Annotated in this window: 15 protein-coding genes; 4 read left to right on the top strand and 11 right to left on the bottom strand. The window is 45.1% G+C overall.

Annotated elements, in window-relative coordinates:
* Positions 1 to 131: 131 nt before the first annotated feature.
* Together ACED60_RS04350 and dnaQ are read right to left on the bottom strand one after the other, a co-directional pair.
* Complete coding sequence (locus ACED60_RS04350; protein WP_371727002.1) at positions 132 to 1,379, bottom strand: TIGR03503 family protein; 1,248 nt, start codon at positions 1,377 to 1,379, stop codon at positions 132 to 134.
* Between the two features lie 9 nt (positions 1,380 to 1,388).
* Entirely contained in the window at positions 1,389 to 2,156 is a 768-nt protein-coding gene (gene dnaQ, locus ACED60_RS04345) for a DNA polymerase III subunit epsilon (RefSeq protein WP_009847393.1), read from the bottom strand.
* 56 nt (positions 2,157 to 2,212) lie between these two features.
* On the opposite strand from dnaQ, the gene rnhA reads away from it, so the two are divergent.
* The gene (rnhA, locus tag ACED60_RS04340; RefSeq protein ID WP_009847394.1) at positions 2,213 to 2,677 is read left to right on the top strand and encodes a ribonuclease HI; all 465 of its coding nucleotides are present in this window, start codon (positions 2,213 to 2,215) and stop codon (positions 2,675 to 2,677) included.
* A gap of 56 nt (positions 2,678 to 2,733) precedes the next feature.
* On the opposite strand, the gene ACED60_RS04335 is transcribed toward rnhA, so the two are convergent.
* Positions 2,734 to 3,519, bottom strand: a complete 786-nt coding sequence (locus ACED60_RS04335; protein WP_009847395.1) for a class I SAM-dependent methyltransferase — start codon at positions 3,517 to 3,519, stop codon at positions 2,734 to 2,736.
* Positions 3,520 to 3,572: 53 nt separating this feature from the next.
* Here ACED60_RS04335 and gloB point away from each other — a divergent pair, with 53 nt between their 5' ends.
* The 3 genes from gloB to ACED60_RS04320 all read left to right on the top strand — a co-directional run bounded on the left by gloB (position 3,573) and on the right by ACED60_RS04320 (position 6,656).
* The gene (gene gloB, locus ACED60_RS04330; RefSeq protein ID WP_009847396.1) at positions 3,573 to 4,331 is read left to right on the top strand and encodes a hydroxyacylglutathione hydrolase; all 759 of its coding nucleotides are present in this window, start codon (positions 3,573 to 3,575) and stop codon (positions 4,329 to 4,331) included.
* Between the two features lie 70 nt (positions 4,332 to 4,401).
* On the top strand, positions 4,402 to 5,973 hold the full coding sequence (locus ACED60_RS04325) for a LysM peptidoglycan-binding domain-containing protein (RefSeq protein ID WP_017103656.1): 1,572 nt from the start codon (positions 4,402 to 4,404) through the stop codon (positions 5,971 to 5,973).
* Entirely contained in the window at positions 5,970 to 6,656 is a 687-nt protein-coding gene (locus ACED60_RS04320; protein WP_009847398.1) for a YIP1 family protein, read from the top strand. The genes ACED60_RS04325 and ACED60_RS04320 overlap by 4 nt, the downstream gene beginning before the upstream one ends.
* Before the next feature lie 146 nt (positions 6,657 to 6,802).
* Here ACED60_RS04320 and ACED60_RS04315 read toward each other — a convergent pair whose 3' ends face one another.
* The 8 genes from ACED60_RS04315 to lpxB all read right to left on the bottom strand — a co-directional run bounded on the left by ACED60_RS04315 (position 6,803) and on the right by lpxB (position 16,486).
* On the bottom strand, positions 6,803 to 7,645 hold the full coding sequence (locus tag ACED60_RS04315; RefSeq protein WP_009847399.1) for an endonuclease/exonuclease/phosphatase family protein: 843 nt from the start codon (positions 7,643 to 7,645) through the stop codon (positions 6,803 to 6,805).
* A gap of 61 nt (positions 7,646 to 7,706) precedes the next feature.
* Positions 7,707 to 8,045 carry a nitrogen regulatory protein P-II gene (gene glnB, locus ACED60_RS04310; protein WP_017063373.1) on the bottom strand — a complete coding sequence of 113 codons (339 nt, stop codon included), beginning with the start codon at positions 8,043 to 8,045 and terminating at the stop codon, positions 7,707 to 7,709.
* Positions 8,046 to 8,175: 130 nt separating this feature from the next.
* Positions 8,176 to 8,499 (bottom strand): cytochrome c, encoded by a 324-nt coding sequence (locus ACED60_RS04305; protein ID WP_012604592.1) that lies wholly within the window; start codon positions 8,497 to 8,499, stop codon positions 8,176 to 8,178.
* A 46-nt stretch (positions 8,500 to 8,545) separates the two neighbouring features.
* Entirely contained in the window at positions 8,546 to 9,892 is a 1,347-nt protein-coding gene (tilS, locus tag ACED60_RS04300) for a tRNA lysidine(34) synthetase TilS (protein WP_371727001.1), read from the bottom strand.
* A gap of 130 nt (positions 9,893 to 10,022) precedes the next feature.
* Positions 10,023 to 10,982, bottom strand: a complete 960-nt coding sequence (gene accA, locus ACED60_RS04295) for an acetyl-CoA carboxylase carboxyl transferase subunit alpha (protein ID WP_017096819.1) — start codon at positions 10,980 to 10,982, stop codon at positions 10,023 to 10,025.
* Positions 10,983 to 11,027: 45 nt separating this feature from the next.
* Positions 11,028 to 14,507: a DNA polymerase III subunit alpha gene (gene dnaE / locus ACED60_RS04290; protein ID WP_371727000.1), complete on the bottom strand. Its 3,480-nt coding sequence runs from the start codon at positions 14,505 to 14,507 to the stop codon at positions 11,028 to 11,030.
* A 113-nt stretch (positions 14,508 to 14,620) separates the two neighbouring features.
* A complete protein-coding gene (rnhB, locus tag ACED60_RS04285; RefSeq protein ID WP_371726999.1) occupies positions 14,621 to 15,241 on the bottom strand; it encodes a ribonuclease HII in 621 nt (206 codons plus the stop codon).
* Between the two features lie 48 nt (positions 15,242 to 15,289).
* Positions 15,290 to 16,486: a lipid-A-disaccharide synthase gene (gene lpxB, locus ACED60_RS04280; protein ID WP_371726998.1), complete on the bottom strand. Its 1,197-nt coding sequence runs from the start codon at positions 16,484 to 16,486 to the stop codon at positions 15,290 to 15,292.
* Between the last annotated feature and the right edge of the window lie 124 nt (positions 16,487 to 16,610).

Here is a 16,610-nt window from a genome sequence, read left to right as displayed (position 1 = left end):
TTTTATTCATCACTTCATTGTCACAAATTTTAATGCTTACTCTCTCGAGGCTTGCTCTATCTAAGTTTAGTCTCTCGAGGTTTACTCACTCAAGACAACAACCTCAAGACAACTCTAGGAATGCAGACGAGTTACTTAGGTGCCTTGAGCTGCATCTCGGGTAACGCTCTCTTCTTCGCTGTGATTTTACGTATTACAAACCAAATCAGTAAGCCCAATAAAATCGCAGCCACATTACCTACCGCTATAATCATTATGCTGCGCTGCCTGTCATCTTCTCTTTTTTGAAGAATCATTAATTTTTCAGCAATACGTTTCTGCTCAGCAAGAGCTTCCTCTTGAAGACGTCGAGATTCTGCTAGGTCTATCTCTTGAACAACGCTGTACGACTGCTCGGTAATCGGGAAGATCAGTGGACGCTGGCTTGACGCATCGGTGGCATAAACCATCCCCGACCAAGTGTAAATTCCCAAATCATCATTATAAGGCAACGTTAAAGACACTTTCATCGCATCAGCTTCGGCTTGGCCTTGCTTATACATCACATACCCATCAGGGGCTTTATACTCAACGTGAGCTGCTAACGAGCTCGGTGCAATCATACCTGGCTCGCCAGATGCCACGACGGTATGAGATAAGCCTTCTTTGCGAGACTGAATGAAGGTGGTGGTGATTGGCGTTGGGTAAACCAAGACCTCTTGCTCTTGCGCTCGCAGGAACACACCATTACCAGAAGTAATTCGAGCTCGATATTTACCAGGCTCAATGTCCATTGGCAACGATACCGTGAATACACCATCTCCAGCTTTTTCGTCAAGATCAACGCCATCATCGGCAAATTCCCCCATGACAACCGGAATTGGCCGCGCTTCTCTCACTAAGGACTCTTCGTTTTCGACGAACTTAGTGAATGTTACTTTAAGCTTCACACGGTCAAGAAAGTCACGCAGCACAAGCGGCTTGCCATCGGATGTCAAACGAGCGGTAAATTTAATGTGTTCGGTTTGGTACAACTTGTCTGGAAATTCATTGGCGTCTAAAACCAGATGAGATAAAAGTTTGATATTATTTTTAGGTGAGACTTTACCTACCGCTTGCCAGGGACCCGGCATCGGATTGTCGATAGAGATAATATCCATTGACGATTCTTGGTACCAACGGACATTATCAGCATGACGCAAAGCGTGATACTTCTTGCCATCAGGACGAACCAAGACGACGGGTTTAGAATTATCGGCTCGATAGATTACAAAAGTAACTTGCTCGATGCTGGGATCAACTCGAAAGCGATTATCCAATAAACTCATTACAGATTCTGTTGCTGCGTGTAAGCCAAAGCTCAAGAGCAATAAACAACCGGTAGCCAATACCCTTAACATACTTTCTCCCTACTGACGCCAGAGGCAGCTTCCGCTTTTCTCGACGAGGTCTAAACGACTTTGATGCGCTTCTACTTCATCGGCCGTAGCTCGCAAAACCTTTAGGGATTTTCGACCACTTTCTGCTCTTCGTATGCTTTCGCCTTCGCCTTCTTGTTGGCCAGCGTTAAATTGCAGCGAAGTTTGCCCACCTGTCATCAATAAGTAGACGTCAGCTAGAATCTCCGCATCGAGCAATGCGCCGTGAAGAGTACGGTGTGAGTTATCAATACCATAACGGTCACATAAGATATCTAGATTGTTTCTTTTCCCTGGGAATATCTTCTTCGCCATCGCCAAGGTATCGGTAACTTTACAGTAGTCATCCGTTTTACCTATCGCAGGGTTAAGTTTCTCAAACTCATAATCCATAAAGCCCGTATCGAAGGGCGCGTTATGAGCCACCAGCTCCGCACCTTTAATAAAGTCGAGAAACTCTTTATGTATGTCTTGGTATTCTGGTTTATCAATCAAGAATTCATCGGTAATACCGTGAACGCCAATTGCCTCTTCTTGAATCGCACGATCGGGCTTGATATAGACGTGAAAGTGACGCCCAGTCAGCCTACGGTTGATGATCTCTACTGCACCAATTTCAACGATGCGATGTCCCATATAGTGGGGGCCACCCTCTGTATTCATACCGGTGGTTTCGGTATCGAGTACAACGATGCGTTTGTTTTCATTCGAACTGTTTTTTTCGTTCGTGCTTTGTTCTGGAGTGCTACTGGTATTCATAAGGATAACTGTGTCAGACTATGCCGATAATGTGCTTGAGGTAATAGTATCAAATCATGACGAAACAAGTTGAAATTTTCACTGATGGTTCTTGTTTAGGCAACCCAGGTCCTGGCGGCTACGGCATCGTACTTCGCTACAAAAAAGTAGAGAAGACGTTAGCCGAAGGTTTCACCTTAACCACCAATAACCGCATGGAAATGCTCGCCGCTGTTGTGGCTCTCCAAGCCCTCAAAGAGCCTTGCTCTGTCATTCTGACCACAGATAGCCAATACGTGCGTCAAGGTATCACCCAGTGGATTCACAACTGGAAAAAGCGCGATTGGAAAACAGCCGATAAAAAGCCCGTTAAAAACGCAGACCTGTGGCAAAGACTCGACAAAGAGACGGCGCGCCATAGCGTTGATTGGCGCTGGGTTAAGGGGCACGCGGGGCACCGAGAAAATGAAATGTGTGATGATTTAGCTCGAAGTGCAGCTGAAAACCCGACCCAAGAAGATACGGGCTATCAGCCAAGCTGATCATTTTCTTAAAGGAAATGTCAGTATCTAAAACAGATATAGCAATGGAAAGCCGACTATGAGTCGGCTTTTTCTGCTTTTAACGGATACGAAGTTTTAGCGGAGTCCAAGGTGCGACGCGTATTGGTTCTAAAACTGGCTCCTACAGGAGAGAAGCGTCGCTTAAGGTGCCAATGTGGCTTGATAGGCTTAAGTGGATAAGTACGTTTACGAGCAACAATAAAGTATTGGCTACCAGCGAACGATGCACAGCTGCCTAAGCTGTTCTCCAACCACGTCCACATCGCTTGGTATTTACTCATAGGGAACAACGCGTAGGTGTCACAATGAATCACTTCATAATTAAGTACGCCTAGCCAATCTTTAATTCGGTTTGGCGTGTACATACGTCCACTCCATGGCAAGCTGTTCTTTCGCCAAGGCATCAAACTGGCAAGCCCAGTCACACTAAAAGGGTTAAAGCCGGTGATAATAATATAGCCATCGTCCATCATTACTCGGTCGACTTCCCTCAATAGCCGGTGTGGGTCGTTGCTATAATCTAACTGATGACTCAGCACCACAACATCAAAGCTTTTCTCTAAAAAGGGTAAATTATAACCATCTGCTATCACATTATGTAATGGGTTCTGGATATCTAGGTTTACTTGATGTTGAATGTTGCATGTGCAGCTAGAAATCTCACTGCTGAGGCCACCAAGTTTGAGCATATGGTAACCAAATAGTTTTGGGCACCACTCATCAAGTCGAGTTTGAATAGATTCTCTCAACCAGTCCCCATTGTGCAATTGTGCCCAAGTATAAGGACGCTCAAACTTCTTTCTGCTACGTGCTGGCTTCATCAATAATCTGTCTCACTTATTCTGTCTCACTAAAAGTGACTGGAGAACCAATAATGTTACATATCAAAAGCATACCTGCATTTAACGACAATTACATCTGGCTGATTCAAAATAGCGATCGCCGTTGTGCTGTCGTCGACCCTGGTGATGCAGCTCCAGTATTAGAGTACTTAGCACACCATGAGCTAACTTTAGATGCAATCTTGATTACGCACCACCACCACGATCACATTGGTGGCGTGCCAGAGCTGGTAAGACAATTCCCTGGCGTGGATGTCGTTGGCCCCAAAAATGAACCTATCCCGACCTTAACGCATCCCGTTGATGACGGTGACCAATTAGAGCTGTTTGGCGAAGTATTCCTCGTGCTAGGGCTCAGTGGGCACACCGCTGGGCACATTGGTTATGTTGGTGATGCCAAACTGTTTTGTGGCGATGTACTGTTTTCAGCTGGTTGTGGGCGAATCATGGAAGGCACACCACAGCAGATGTTTGATGCATTGAACAAGATCACAGCACTCCCACAAGAAACCGAGGTTTACTGTGCTCATGAATACACGGCAGCCAATATCGCTTTTGCACTGGCTGTTGAGCCTGACAACCAACATTTGCAACAATACCGCGACCAAGTGAATCGGCTTCGAGCCCAAAATAAGTCGACCATCCCCACAAATTTAAGACAAGAAAAGTTTGTTAACCCCTTCTTACGCTACACAGAACCAAGTGTAGTGAAATCAGTATCTAATCGTACTGAGCAGACCGATCCTTTATCGGTTTTTACCGCTTTACGTGCGTGGAAGAACGAATTTTAACAAATACAGGCTTGTCACTCATAGGGAGTGGCAAGTATTATCATCGGCCGTTTATTAAAAAGGCTGTAACATGCGAGTTAAGTACAGCTGGGCTTTGGTACTACTACTTTCTGGTTGCCAATTAACTCAGTCAGAGAATCCAGACCAAGCTTCCGAGCAAACCAACACCTCCCCTACTAAAGAAGTTTCTCAAGCGAACGTTTCATCGGGAGCGATCCAAGAACAACCAAAAGTTGAAACACCCGTCGTTACTCCACAAACACAGCAAGATGTTTGGAAACGTATTGCGATGCAACTTGAAATGGAAGTGCCGGACCAAAAGAAAGTCGACTACTACCGCACTTGGTACCTCAAGCACCCTGGTCATCTAAAAACTGTATCAAAACGCGCTGAACCTTTCCTTTATTTGATCACAACTAAGATTGAAGAAAGAGACTTGCCTTTGGAGCTGGCCCTGTTGCCCGTCGTTGAAAGCTCGTTTGATGCATTTGCTTATTCTCACGGTAGCGCTGCTGGACTATGGCAGTTCATTTCGGGTACTGGCAAAGCTTACGGACTAGAACAAAACTTCTGGTACGATGGCCGCCGTGACGTAGCCGCTTCAACCGACGCTGCATTGGATTTCTTAACCGACCTGAACAAACGTTTTGATGGGAACTGGCAACACGCAATCGCTGCCTACAACAGTGGCGGTGGTCGTGTGAACAGCGCAATCCGTAAGAACAAGAAGCTGGGTAAGCCAATCGACTTCTTCTCTCTAGACTTACCAAAAGAGACCAGCAGCTATGTACCTAAGCTACTTGCACTGGCCGACGTGATTGCCAACCAAGAAAAGTATGGCATCGATATCCCTGCGATCCCGAACAAGGCAGTACTGACTCTGGTTAACCCAAATGAACAACTTGATTTAGCCATTGCCGCAAGCTACGCCGACATTCCTGTCAAAGAGCTGCAAGGCTACAACCCGGCTTATAACCAGTGGGCAACGGCACCAGAGAAACACCAACAATTATTGCTTCCTCTAAGCTCTGTTGAGAAGTTCAACAAAGAAGTGGCAGCCAATAAAGGCAAAGGCATGAAGTTGGTGCGCTATAAAGTGCAATCTGGCGATAGCATCAGCGTACTGGCGAGTAAATACAACACCACCAGCAAAGTGATCCGCTCTGCAAACGGTTTGAGCAACAATAATATTCGTGTTGGTCAGCACCTATTTATTCCAACATCAACCAAAGACGATAAGACATACGCACTAAGCGCTTCAAATCGCCTAGCAAGCACACAGTCAAAGAGTCGTGGTCAATATAAGCTTAGCCATACCGTAAAAAGTGGTGATAGCCTATGGACGATTGCGCGCGCAAATAAGGTATCTCACCAATCACTGGCTAAGTGGAATGGCATGGGACCACGTGACACTCTTAGAATTGGTCAAGAACTGGTCATTTGGAAGAATAGTTCAGACGGTGCCATCATCCGAACTGTCTTTTATAACGTAAGATCAGGTGACACAGTCAGCGGTATTGCATCAAAGTTCAAAGTAAAAAGCGCAGATGTTGTAAAATGGAACGCTTTGCAGAACAAGAAATACCTACAGCCAGGACAAAAACTGAAGCTGTATGTTGATGTAACTAAGGTAAGTGTATGAACCCGTCAAGTAACCCACTCGTCATGCTGTTGGATATATTCCGTTCACCAACAGCGTGTTTCTTAGCGCTTTATCAACGAAGTGCTTGGGGATGGCAACCCTACGTCGTATTAATGCTCAGCCCATTCTTATTTTGGGGAGCCTATTTTTCGAATGTAGATTTTGCATGGTTAAGCGCTGAGTTGTCACAGCAACTGGCTCAAACAAACCCTGACCAATTGGCGTTACTTGACAGTAATACTCTACTCGCGAGTGAAATCATCAGTGATGTATTCGGCCGTACGTTAACCATCATTCTGTTGGCATTTTGGTTTAACTTAGCAACAAAGCCAAGCCAACACCAACATAGCTTTTGGCGATGGTTTGCAGCCGCATCGGTAGTGATATTCCCTGCCGTTCTAGGCGATGTAGCAAGCTACGCAAGCCTGATACTCAAGCACGGGCATGTGATGAGCTACGCGGCCGACTTGAACAGCTTAAACGGCTTAATCAAGTTGCCACTAACCAATGATTGGTCGCAATTTGCCAGCTCATTACCACTCTTGTTGCCTTGGTACATTGTATTGGGTTATGCAGCAGTATTAACTTGGACGGAGTTTGAGCGTGGTCAGGCACTGGTCATCTCTGGTTTGCCATGGGTTGGCTATTACCTAATCTGGGCTCTCTACATTTTAATCTTTTAAGCTGAATAGATAAAAACAAGGCTAGCGAAAATTCACTAGCCTATTTATTCCCCTGCTTATTACCCAAAGTAACCACAGTGTGAATGGTGAATAGCTAAGATCCAATGACTAATAGGCTAATAGGCTAATAGGCTAGATAGCTTCTTCTATTTAGCCTTAAAGGTCACTCGCATAGGGTTATGATCAGAGGCGTCCGTAATGGGCGCCTTTGCTTTGTCTACTTCTAACCCTCGATAGAACACATGATCGAGCACCAACCCTGTCATAAACTGTGTACGGTTATCTGGTTCAAAAGCAACTTCCGTCAAACCTACCTGTTCCAACGCATCTTTCAATACAGCAAAGCGAGCTTCACTCCAACTGTTAAAATCCCCAGCAAAAATAACAGGCCCACGATACTTTTGGAGATTGTCGGTTAAGCTCTTGAGCTGAGCCTCATAATCTTCCGTACCAAAGGTAAAGTTCACCGCATGGATATTAATCACAGCCAGTTCTTCGCCATTACTTAGCAGATAGCGAGACCAAAGTGCAGATTTAGGTAATTGAAGCCAAGGTTCTTCATGAGTATAAGCACAAGCTTCAATCGGTAGATGCGTCGCTAGGTTGAGTACGCCTGCACTTTGTTCAAAAGCTTCAAATGCATTCACTCGAGTACTTCCCCATTGACCACTCGTTACCCATTGGCGAAGCCCTTCTGTCATACTCGCTTCTTGCAGCAAAACTAAATCGCTACCGGCTGACAGCTGATTTAACTCACTTTGCCAATTATTTCGGTTTTGCTTATAGATATTCCACACGGTAATGTCTAGGCCATCAGACACATCAATCGCTTTCGGGGCTGAGTTTTGGTAGCAGCTGTAGATATCGTTGCTAGTATTTTGAGAAGAAGTGATCAAATTGGGTTTATTCGGGATCACGAAGATAATATGAAAGCTAACAACAGCAAGCGTTATCAATAGCGTGATAACAATGATGGTTTTCTTAAACATACAGCACCCTACCAGAAATGAAAAAGGAGCGATAAACGCTCCTTTTAAGGTAATAGTTTTTTTATACGGCGTCTTCGTCTTCTTCGCCAGTACGAATACGTACCACACGTTCAACTTCAGTAATGAAGATCTTACCGTCACCAATTTTACCTGTTTGAGCCGTTTCGATAATGGTATCAACACATTGGTCAGCCACTTCGTCGGTCACAACAATTTCCAATTTCACTTTAGGTAAAAAATCGACCATGTACTCTGCGCCACGGTATAGCTCAGTATGACCTTTTTGACGTCCAAAGCCTTTAACTTCAGATACTGTCATACCCGTAATACCCACTTCTGCAAGTGCTTCACGTACATCATCAAGTTTGAATGGCTTGATAATGGCTTCAATCTTTTTCATGTTCATCCCTTAAACTGTGCGAATAGCTCATTATCGGTTAGCTATAGTAAACATTCAATGAAAAAAGCCAGAGCATTAAAGCTCTGGCTCGAAATTTATCATCTTGTTTAATCAGCGCTTTAAGAAGGTTTTACTTAAGGCTTGAGTAGTAAGCAGCTAGATTAGCAATATCTTCATCACTCAGCATTGAAGCCTGAGCCTGCATTACAGCCGCCAAACCGCCGGTGCGCTGGCCGTTCTTATATGCCTTAATTGATGAAGCGATGTATTGCTCGTTTTGGCCTTTAAGATTTGGATATCCTGGGATCATTGCGATACCGTCTGCGCCATGACAAGCCGCACAGATTGCCGCTTTAGCTTGACCCGCAGCAACATCACCCGCCAGAGCGTTACCACTCAATAGTCCAAATCCAAGAACTAATCCTAGTGTAATTTTCTTCATTGCATATTCCATTAATTATTTTTATTAAAGTGACGGTGAATTGTGACACAAACTTTTTCTACTTGCTCCAAAGCGCTTCACAATCTTGACCTTCGTAGTTTTTATCTACGAATAGGCCTAAAACAGCGATCACTCGATCGCCATCCATTAATATCGGCGTTCTACGTCTTAACCAGCTGGGTACTTGGTATTCCTGAAAAAGCTTCTTGAGTTTTCGACTATGACCACGACCAACTGGGTGAGCCGACACTCCTTCAGGGTTAAAGATCACTCGTAAGGTTCCGTTGGCTTTAGTAAGGGAAAAACGTTGTACATCTCGGTTATGAGATGCACTACCACTCGACACCGCTTTTAAATGGATCTCACCTAAACCATCAGGCAATAATAAATTCTCATCAATCAAGATTTCACTTTTCCAGCTCGACAAATCTTTGGTGTCTTGTACCAAATAGAGCTGATTATTAAAGCGCCTAATCTCAACATCATTCAACACCAGCTTAGGATTGGCATCTGCCTGAGCACAAGCCACTTCATCCCAAATAAGTTTTAGCTGCTTTTGGCTTGGCATCGGTTGATTGCAATGGCTGAGCCACATTCTGATCAAACGTGCTCGTAACAAATCAGAATGCTGAGATAACGAATCAATGCTTAAGCTCTGGCTCTTACTGTTACAGCCTCCCAAAGCTTGTTGTAAGTGAGACTCAAGCAGTTCGTCGAGTAGCGACTCTTGTTCTGCACATAATTGAGCACTGCGACAGACCGATTCTCGAAAGCTAGGCCAGCGCTCTGTCAACGTCGGAGTGACTTGATGACGAATGAAATTTCGATCAAAGCGCAGATCCTGATTACTCTCATCTTCGACCCAAGTTAACCCCATATCGTGAGCCGACGCTTCGATGTCTAATCGAGTCACAGACAGCAGAGGTCTCACAATAAACGCTTCGCCAAACGACATCACTTTCGCCATTGAAGAGAGTCCTTTCGGACCACTGCCACGTTTTAATGCCAGCAAGAAAGTTTCAAGTTGGTCATCAATATGTTGGCCTGTAATTAGAACATCACCAAAACTAAGGTGCTTCTGAAGCGAATCACAACGAGCATCTCGAGCCAGCTTTTCAACACTTTCTCCGCTGTTAATATCTAGAGATACTCGCTCGATGGCTAAAGGAACCGACGACGCATCACACCATGTTTGGCATTGCTCAGCCCAAAGATCAGCATTCTTACTGAGACCGTGATGAACGTGCACCGCACAGCACTCAATGTGATGGGACTTAGCGTATTTCGCGGCCAATTCCAATAACACTCGAGAATCGACACCACCACTGAAAGCAACGACTAACCGACGAGGTTTGAGATCGCTTTGTTGAAATGCAGAGATAAAAGTTTCGATTAAGTGAGTCATGGGGTTAGTGAGCCGTGTGTACTAATGAGAAAGGAGAATGTTTTAATAATAAAAAAGGGTTGGCACTGAGTCCAACCCTTTCATCAACTTGTTACGGAAAGCAGGTCTGATACCTTGCTAAGGTCGCTTATCAGCAGTAACCGTAGCTCATTAGACGCTGGTAACGACGCTCTAGAAGTGCTTCGTTGTCAAATTGCTCTAACTCTTCTAACTGCTTAACTAACATGTCTTTCATGTTCTGAGCTGTCTGTATTGGATCGCGGTGCGCGCCACCTAGAGGCTCAGGAATGATTTCGTCGATAAGCTCTAGCTCTTTCAGGCGAGGAGCAACTAGGCCCATCGCTTCAGCAGCTTGTGGCGCTTTATCTGAATCACGCCACAGGATTGAAGCACAACCTTCTGGAGAGATTACTGAGTACGTAGAGTACTGAAGCATGTTCACGTAATCACCAACACCGATTGCTAGTGCACCACCAGAACCGCCTTCACCAACAACGTTACAGATAACTGGAACTGAAAGACCAGCCATTACTTTAAGGTTCTTTGCGATCGCTTCAGATTGGCCACGTTCTTCAGCACCAACACCTGGGTAAGCACCCGCTGTGTCGATGAAAGTAATGATTGGCATGTTGAAACGCTCAGCCGTTTCCATTAGGCGAAGTGCCTTACGGTAACCTTCTGGCTTTGGCATACCAAAGTTACGGATCACTTTCTCTTTAGTCTCACGACCTTTCTGGTGACCAATAACCATAACAGGACGACCATTTAGACGAGCCATACCACCCACAATTGCTTTGTCGTCAGCGTAAGCGCGATCGCCCGCCATCTCTTCAAACTCTGTGAATGCATGCTCCAGGTAATCTTTGGTGTAAGGACGTTGAGGGTGACGAGCAAGTTGAGCCACCTGCCATGCACCTAAGTCACTAAAGATTTTCTGTTTAAGCTCTAAGCTTTTTTTCTCTAGTTGTTCAATTTCTTTGTCTAGATCTACCGCTGCGTCACCACCGTGACGCGAAACGTCACGTAGCGCTTCGATTTTTGCTTCAAGTTCAGCGATAGGCTTTTCAAATTCTAGAAAGTTCAGGCTCATCTATGAATCCTTGTTGATTCAGCTCCGCAGTTACGGAGCTAAATTTTAGTTAAATTCGAGTTCTACTTGGCTATTTCCAAGCAGCTGTTTTAATTCGTCTAGTAATGTATCACTTGGCGTCACACGCCATTCTGTGCCCAATGTTAACCGCGCTCTAGCGTCGGCACGTTGGTAGTATACATTGACTGGGACCGTTCCGGCTCTATAAGGTTCTAAGATTTGACCAAAGCGTTCAAAAAATTGACCGTTAATTTGGGATTGCTCGATAGATATCGACACCCCACGAGCATATTTCTCACGGGCGCTTCCTAAGTCCATGACCTCGCGCGCGGACATTTTAAGCCCACCATTGAAATCATCAAAGCTGACCTGTCCAGAAACAACCACAATTTTGTCTTTTTCGAGCAATTCTGCGTAGCGATCGAGCGCATCCGAGAACAACATCACTTCCATCCGACCCGATCGGTCGTCGAGGGTCATCAAACCAATTCGAGTTCCGCGCTTCGTGGTCATTACCCTAGCAGCAATTACTAAGCCTGCAATCGTTAATGACTGGTCACGACGTGTCGGCGTGGCATCTTTCAAGCGACAGCTGGTGTATTTCGCGAGCTCTTTAATGTACGCATTAACCGGGTGACCCGTTAAATACAAACCTAACGTCTCACGCTCACCTTCAAGCCAAACCTTTTCAGGCCACTTCGGTACTTGGGTATACTTGTGTTCTACTTCTTCCGGAGCGTCGGTCAACACGCCAAACATATCCGATTGACCAAAAGACTCAGCGTGGTGATGTTGGCTTGCCGCCTTAACCGCATCTTTCAATGAGGCCATCATCGCAGCTCGGTGAGGACCTAATCTATCTAAGGCGCCTGACAGAATCAACTTTTCGATAACACGCTTGTTCACTTTTTTCAGATCAAGTCGTGCACAGAAGTCGAACAAGTCTTTAAAGTAACCGCCTTTATTACGCGCTTCGATAATAGCTTCAATTGGGCCTTCACCAACCCCTTTAATCGCACCAATGCCATAAACAATCGCGCCATCTTCATCGACATTAAAGCGGTATAGACCCGAGTTGATGTCAGGAGGAAGGAGCTTGAGCTTCATGCGGAAACACTCATCGACAAGGCCAATAACCTTTTCGGTGTTATCCATATCCGCGGTCATTACTGCCGCCATGAATTCCGCAGGATAGTGCGTTTTCAACCACAGTGTTTGATAAGAAACCAGTGCGTATGCAGCCGAGTGAGATTTGTTAAAGCCGTAGCCCGCAAACTTCTCTACCAAGTCAAAGATCTTCATGGACAGTTCGCCATCAACACCATTGGCTTCAGCACCTTCTTTGAAGGTACCGCGCTGTTTTGCCATCTCTTCAGGCTTTTTCTTACCCATCGCACGACGCAGCATATCGGCTCCACCAAGCGTATAACCCGCAAGGATCTGAGCGATTTGCATTACCTGTTCTTGATACAGGATGATGCCGTACGTAGGTTCTAGTGTCTCTTTAAGCGATTCGTGTTGCCACGTTTCATCAGGGTAAGAGACCGCCTCTCGTCCGTGTTTACGGTCGATGAAGTTATCTACCATGCCTGATTGCAGAGGGCCAGGACGGAACAAGGCCACCAATGCGATGATATCTTCAAAACAGTCGGGTTGCAGACGCTTGATCAGATCTTTCATACCACGCGATTCCAGTTGGAATACCGCGGTGGTTTCAGAATTTTGTAATAGGTTAAATGACGCTTGATCATCCAGAGGAATCGACTCGATACGAACCGGATCTTTCCCCTCTTTCGCTAAGCGAGGGTTTACTAGGCCTAATGCCCAGTCAATGATCGTCAGTGTACGCAGCCCCAAGAAATCAAACTTAACCAAGCCAGCAGTTTCTACGTCATTCTTATCGAATTGCGTTACTGGGAAGTTACCTTCCGCATCGGCATAGATAGGTGCAAAGTCAGTAATCGTGGTCGGTGAGATTACAACACCACCCGCGTGCTTACCTGCGTTTCGCGTACAACCTTCTAGAATTCGACATTTATCAATCAGCTCACGAACTTCTTCATCACCATCATAAAGTTCAGGCAATGCAGGCTCTGCGAGGAATGCTTTCTCTAGCGTCATGCCCGGATCAGGCGGAACCAGCTTAGAAATTCGGTCAACAAAACCAAATGGGTGGCCTAATACACGGCCAACGTCACGGATTACCGCTTTTGCCGCCATAGTACCGAAGGTGATGATCTGAGAAACGGCATCACGGCCGTACATTTCAGCCACGTGATCAATAACTTGGTCACGCTTATCCATACAGAAGTCGATATCGAAATCGGGCATGGATACACGTTCTGGGTTCAAGAAACGTTCGAACAGCAAGTCATATTCAAGTGGATCAAGATCCGTGATATCAAGCGCGTAAGCCACCAAAGACCCGGCACCAGAACCACGACCTGGGCCTACTGGTACATCATTATCTTTTGACCACTGGATGAACTCCATTACGATCAAGAAGTAACCTGGGAAACCCATGTTATTAACTACTTCTAGCTCGATTTTAAGTCGCTCATCGTATTCAGGCCTGCGTTCAGCTCTGACTTTTTCATCAGGAAACAGGAATGCTAAACGTCGCTCAAGACCTTCTTCTGATTTTTTGATCAGGAAGTCTTCAATCGCTAAACCTTCCGTTGGGAAGTTAGGTAGGAAGTACTCCCCTAAACGTACAGTCACGTTACAACGCTTGGCGATCTCAACGCTGTTCTCTAATGCTTCAGGGATATCTGAGAACAACTCACACATCTCTTCTTCGCTACGGAGGTACTGTTGTGGACTGTAGTTTTTCGGTCGACGTGGATCAACCATGGTAAAGCCGTCGTGAATCGCCACACGGATTTCATGAGCGTCAAACAAGTCTTCGGAAATGAAGACCACTTCATTAGTCGCGACAACAGGCAGGTCTTCTTGCTCGGCTAATTCCAGCGCAAAGTGCAGATAAGACTCTTCGTCCGTACGTCCAGTTCGAATGAGCTCCAGATAAAAACGGTCTGCGAAATGTGTTTTGTAAAACTCAACGCTGCTTGCAACCAACTCTCTATTGCCTTTCAGCAACGCTTTACCAATCTCACCTTCTTTTGCACCCGATAAAAGAATCAGGCCTTCCGCATGTTCAATCAGCCACTCTTTATCAATAACAGGCTGATGCTGCACATGGCCACGAAGGTAAGCTTTTGATATTAATAACGTTAGGTTGTTGTAGCCTTTATTACTCGTTGCAATAACGGTGAGTTTTGTCAATTCATCGCCAAAATCAGGAGACTGCATCAAGAAGTCAGAACCAATAATTGGTTTAACCCCACACCCATGAGCAGTACCGTAGAATTTCACCAAACCGCACAGGTTGGTAAAGTCGGTCAATGCTAGAGCAGGCATACCCATTTCAGCGACTTTTTTAACTAATGGTGGCACCTTGGATAGGCCATCCACCATCGAAAAGTCACTGTGTACGCGTAGGTGAACAAATTTTGGTTCTGACATTATTTTTCCTGAGTTCTAGGTTTGAGCCTAGGATTACAACTGTGTGTATTCTATTTTTTTCTAGCGCCACTAAGCAACTTTATTCGATGCTAAGCTCTAGTTTACGTAAAGCTCTAATCTATGCCAAGAATACGTTTTACTGGCTTAAAGCTTTTACGGTAATGCTCGGTTACGCCATGTTTTTCAATCGCTTCAAAATGCGCTTTTGTCGGGTAACCTTTATGTTTAGCAAAACCAAACTCTGGATGAAGCTTATCAAGTTCTTCCATCTCTTGGTCACGAACCACTTTAGCGATGATAGACGCTGCGCTGATTTCAGCCACCCGTAAATCCCCTTTCACAATAGCCAGACCGGCCATCGGTAGCTCAGGGACTCGGTTTCCATCTATTAGCGCCATATCAGGTTGAACACTCAGCCCGGCAATAGCACGCTGCATAGCTACCATAGTCGCTTGTAAGATATTCAACTCATCAATTTCTTGTGGGGAACAACGACCCACAGACCATGCCAAGGCTTTCTCTTTAATTTCAGGAAGCAGAGCAAGGCGCTTTTTCTCAGACAGTTTTTTGGAATCGTTCAAGCCTTCGATTGGGTTACTCGGATCGAGGATAACCGCGGCGGTAACTACATCACCAACTAACGGCCCACGCCCCACTTCATCAACACCAGCGAATAACTGGTAGCCTTGAGGATACTCAAAAGGAGGAAATTCTTTTTTCTCTTTTACTGCCATGACAATTCTCTTTGTAACTTTTAAGCAAATGCTTTTGAAAGAAGCACTTTATGATTCAACACACTCTCGACCGATCAATTTCAGAACTGCGTTAGCTGCCTGTTTATCAGCATCTTTACGAATCCAGTGATGCATTTCAGTAAAGCGTTCAATAAGTGGCGCGTTGTCAGTTGAAAGCATCTTATCGACCGATGGGAAAAGGTAATCTGGGTGACACTCCTCAAGAATGTGTTCTTTTACGATTTCTTCACCCGCTAGGATATTCGGTAACGAGACAAATTCTGTGATCGACAATTTCTTAACGATATAGCCAGTGAGCTTGTTGACCTTGTAGCCAACGACCATTGGGCGTTTCAGCAACATACACTCAAGAGCAACAGTACCAGAAGCTAACAAAACAGAATCAGCAGCAGTAATCACATTGGTAGCCGTATCTTCTACCAAGGTAAAATCAAGTTCAGGTGCCGTCGATTGCCAGATCTCTGTAAACTGTTTCTTGCGCTGTTCATTAACCAATGCAACAACAAAATTGATATCAGAGTACTTTTGCTTAATGCGCTGACAAGTTTCGATAAATGGTTGAGCAATCAAACTCATTTCACCACCACGGCTACCTGGCAATACCGCTAACCACGTCTTATCTTGATCTAAACCTAAAAGATCGCGAGCCTCTTTCTTATTCGGCTCCAGTGGAATGGTATCAGCCAACGTGTGGCCAACGAATTCACAAGCAACGTTATATTTATCATAAAACGCTTTTTCGAATGGTAAGAAAGCCAGTACCAAATCGGTTGCTTTGTCGATTTTAAAGATACGCTTTGGACGCCATGCCCAGACTGAAGGGCTGACATAATGAACAGTCTTAATGCCCGCGTTCTTAAGATCTAATTCAAGTCTTAGATTAAAGTCTGGCGCATCAATACCGACGAAGACATCTGGCGGGTTTTGAGTAAAGTACTTAACTAGCTCCGCTTTCACTTTTAGCAAGCGAGGTAAACGACCAAGCACTTCTACAAGCCCCATCACGGCAAGCTCTTCCATTTCGAAAAGAGACTCACAACCAAGCGCCTTCATTTTTGGTCCGCCAATACCCACGAATTCAGCATTCGGATATTGTGATTTGATCGCTTTAATAAAGCCTTCGCCAAGCGTGTCACCAGAGAGTTCTCCGACAACGATACCTACACGCAGAGGTTCATTCGAAACAAAGTCCAAGCTATTGGTTGCTGCTTCTTGCTGTGCCATAGTTTTCTAATTCCCTTCTTGCCTAAAACAAAAAAGATCGCCTAACGAGTAGCGATCTTTTTGTTATACCAATCTAACGAGGTAACTATTGTCATACTCATATTGATTGGTACATAACCACATC

The organism is Vibrio sp. 1F279, from assembly GCF_041439815.1.
In the GTDB taxonomy this organism is placed as follows: domain Bacteria; phylum Pseudomonadota; class Gammaproteobacteria; order Enterobacterales; family Vibrionaceae; genus Vibrio; species Vibrio tasmaniensis_A.
Note: the sequence above shows the minus strand (reverse complement) of the source record. Positions and strands in the feature narration are given on the sequence as shown.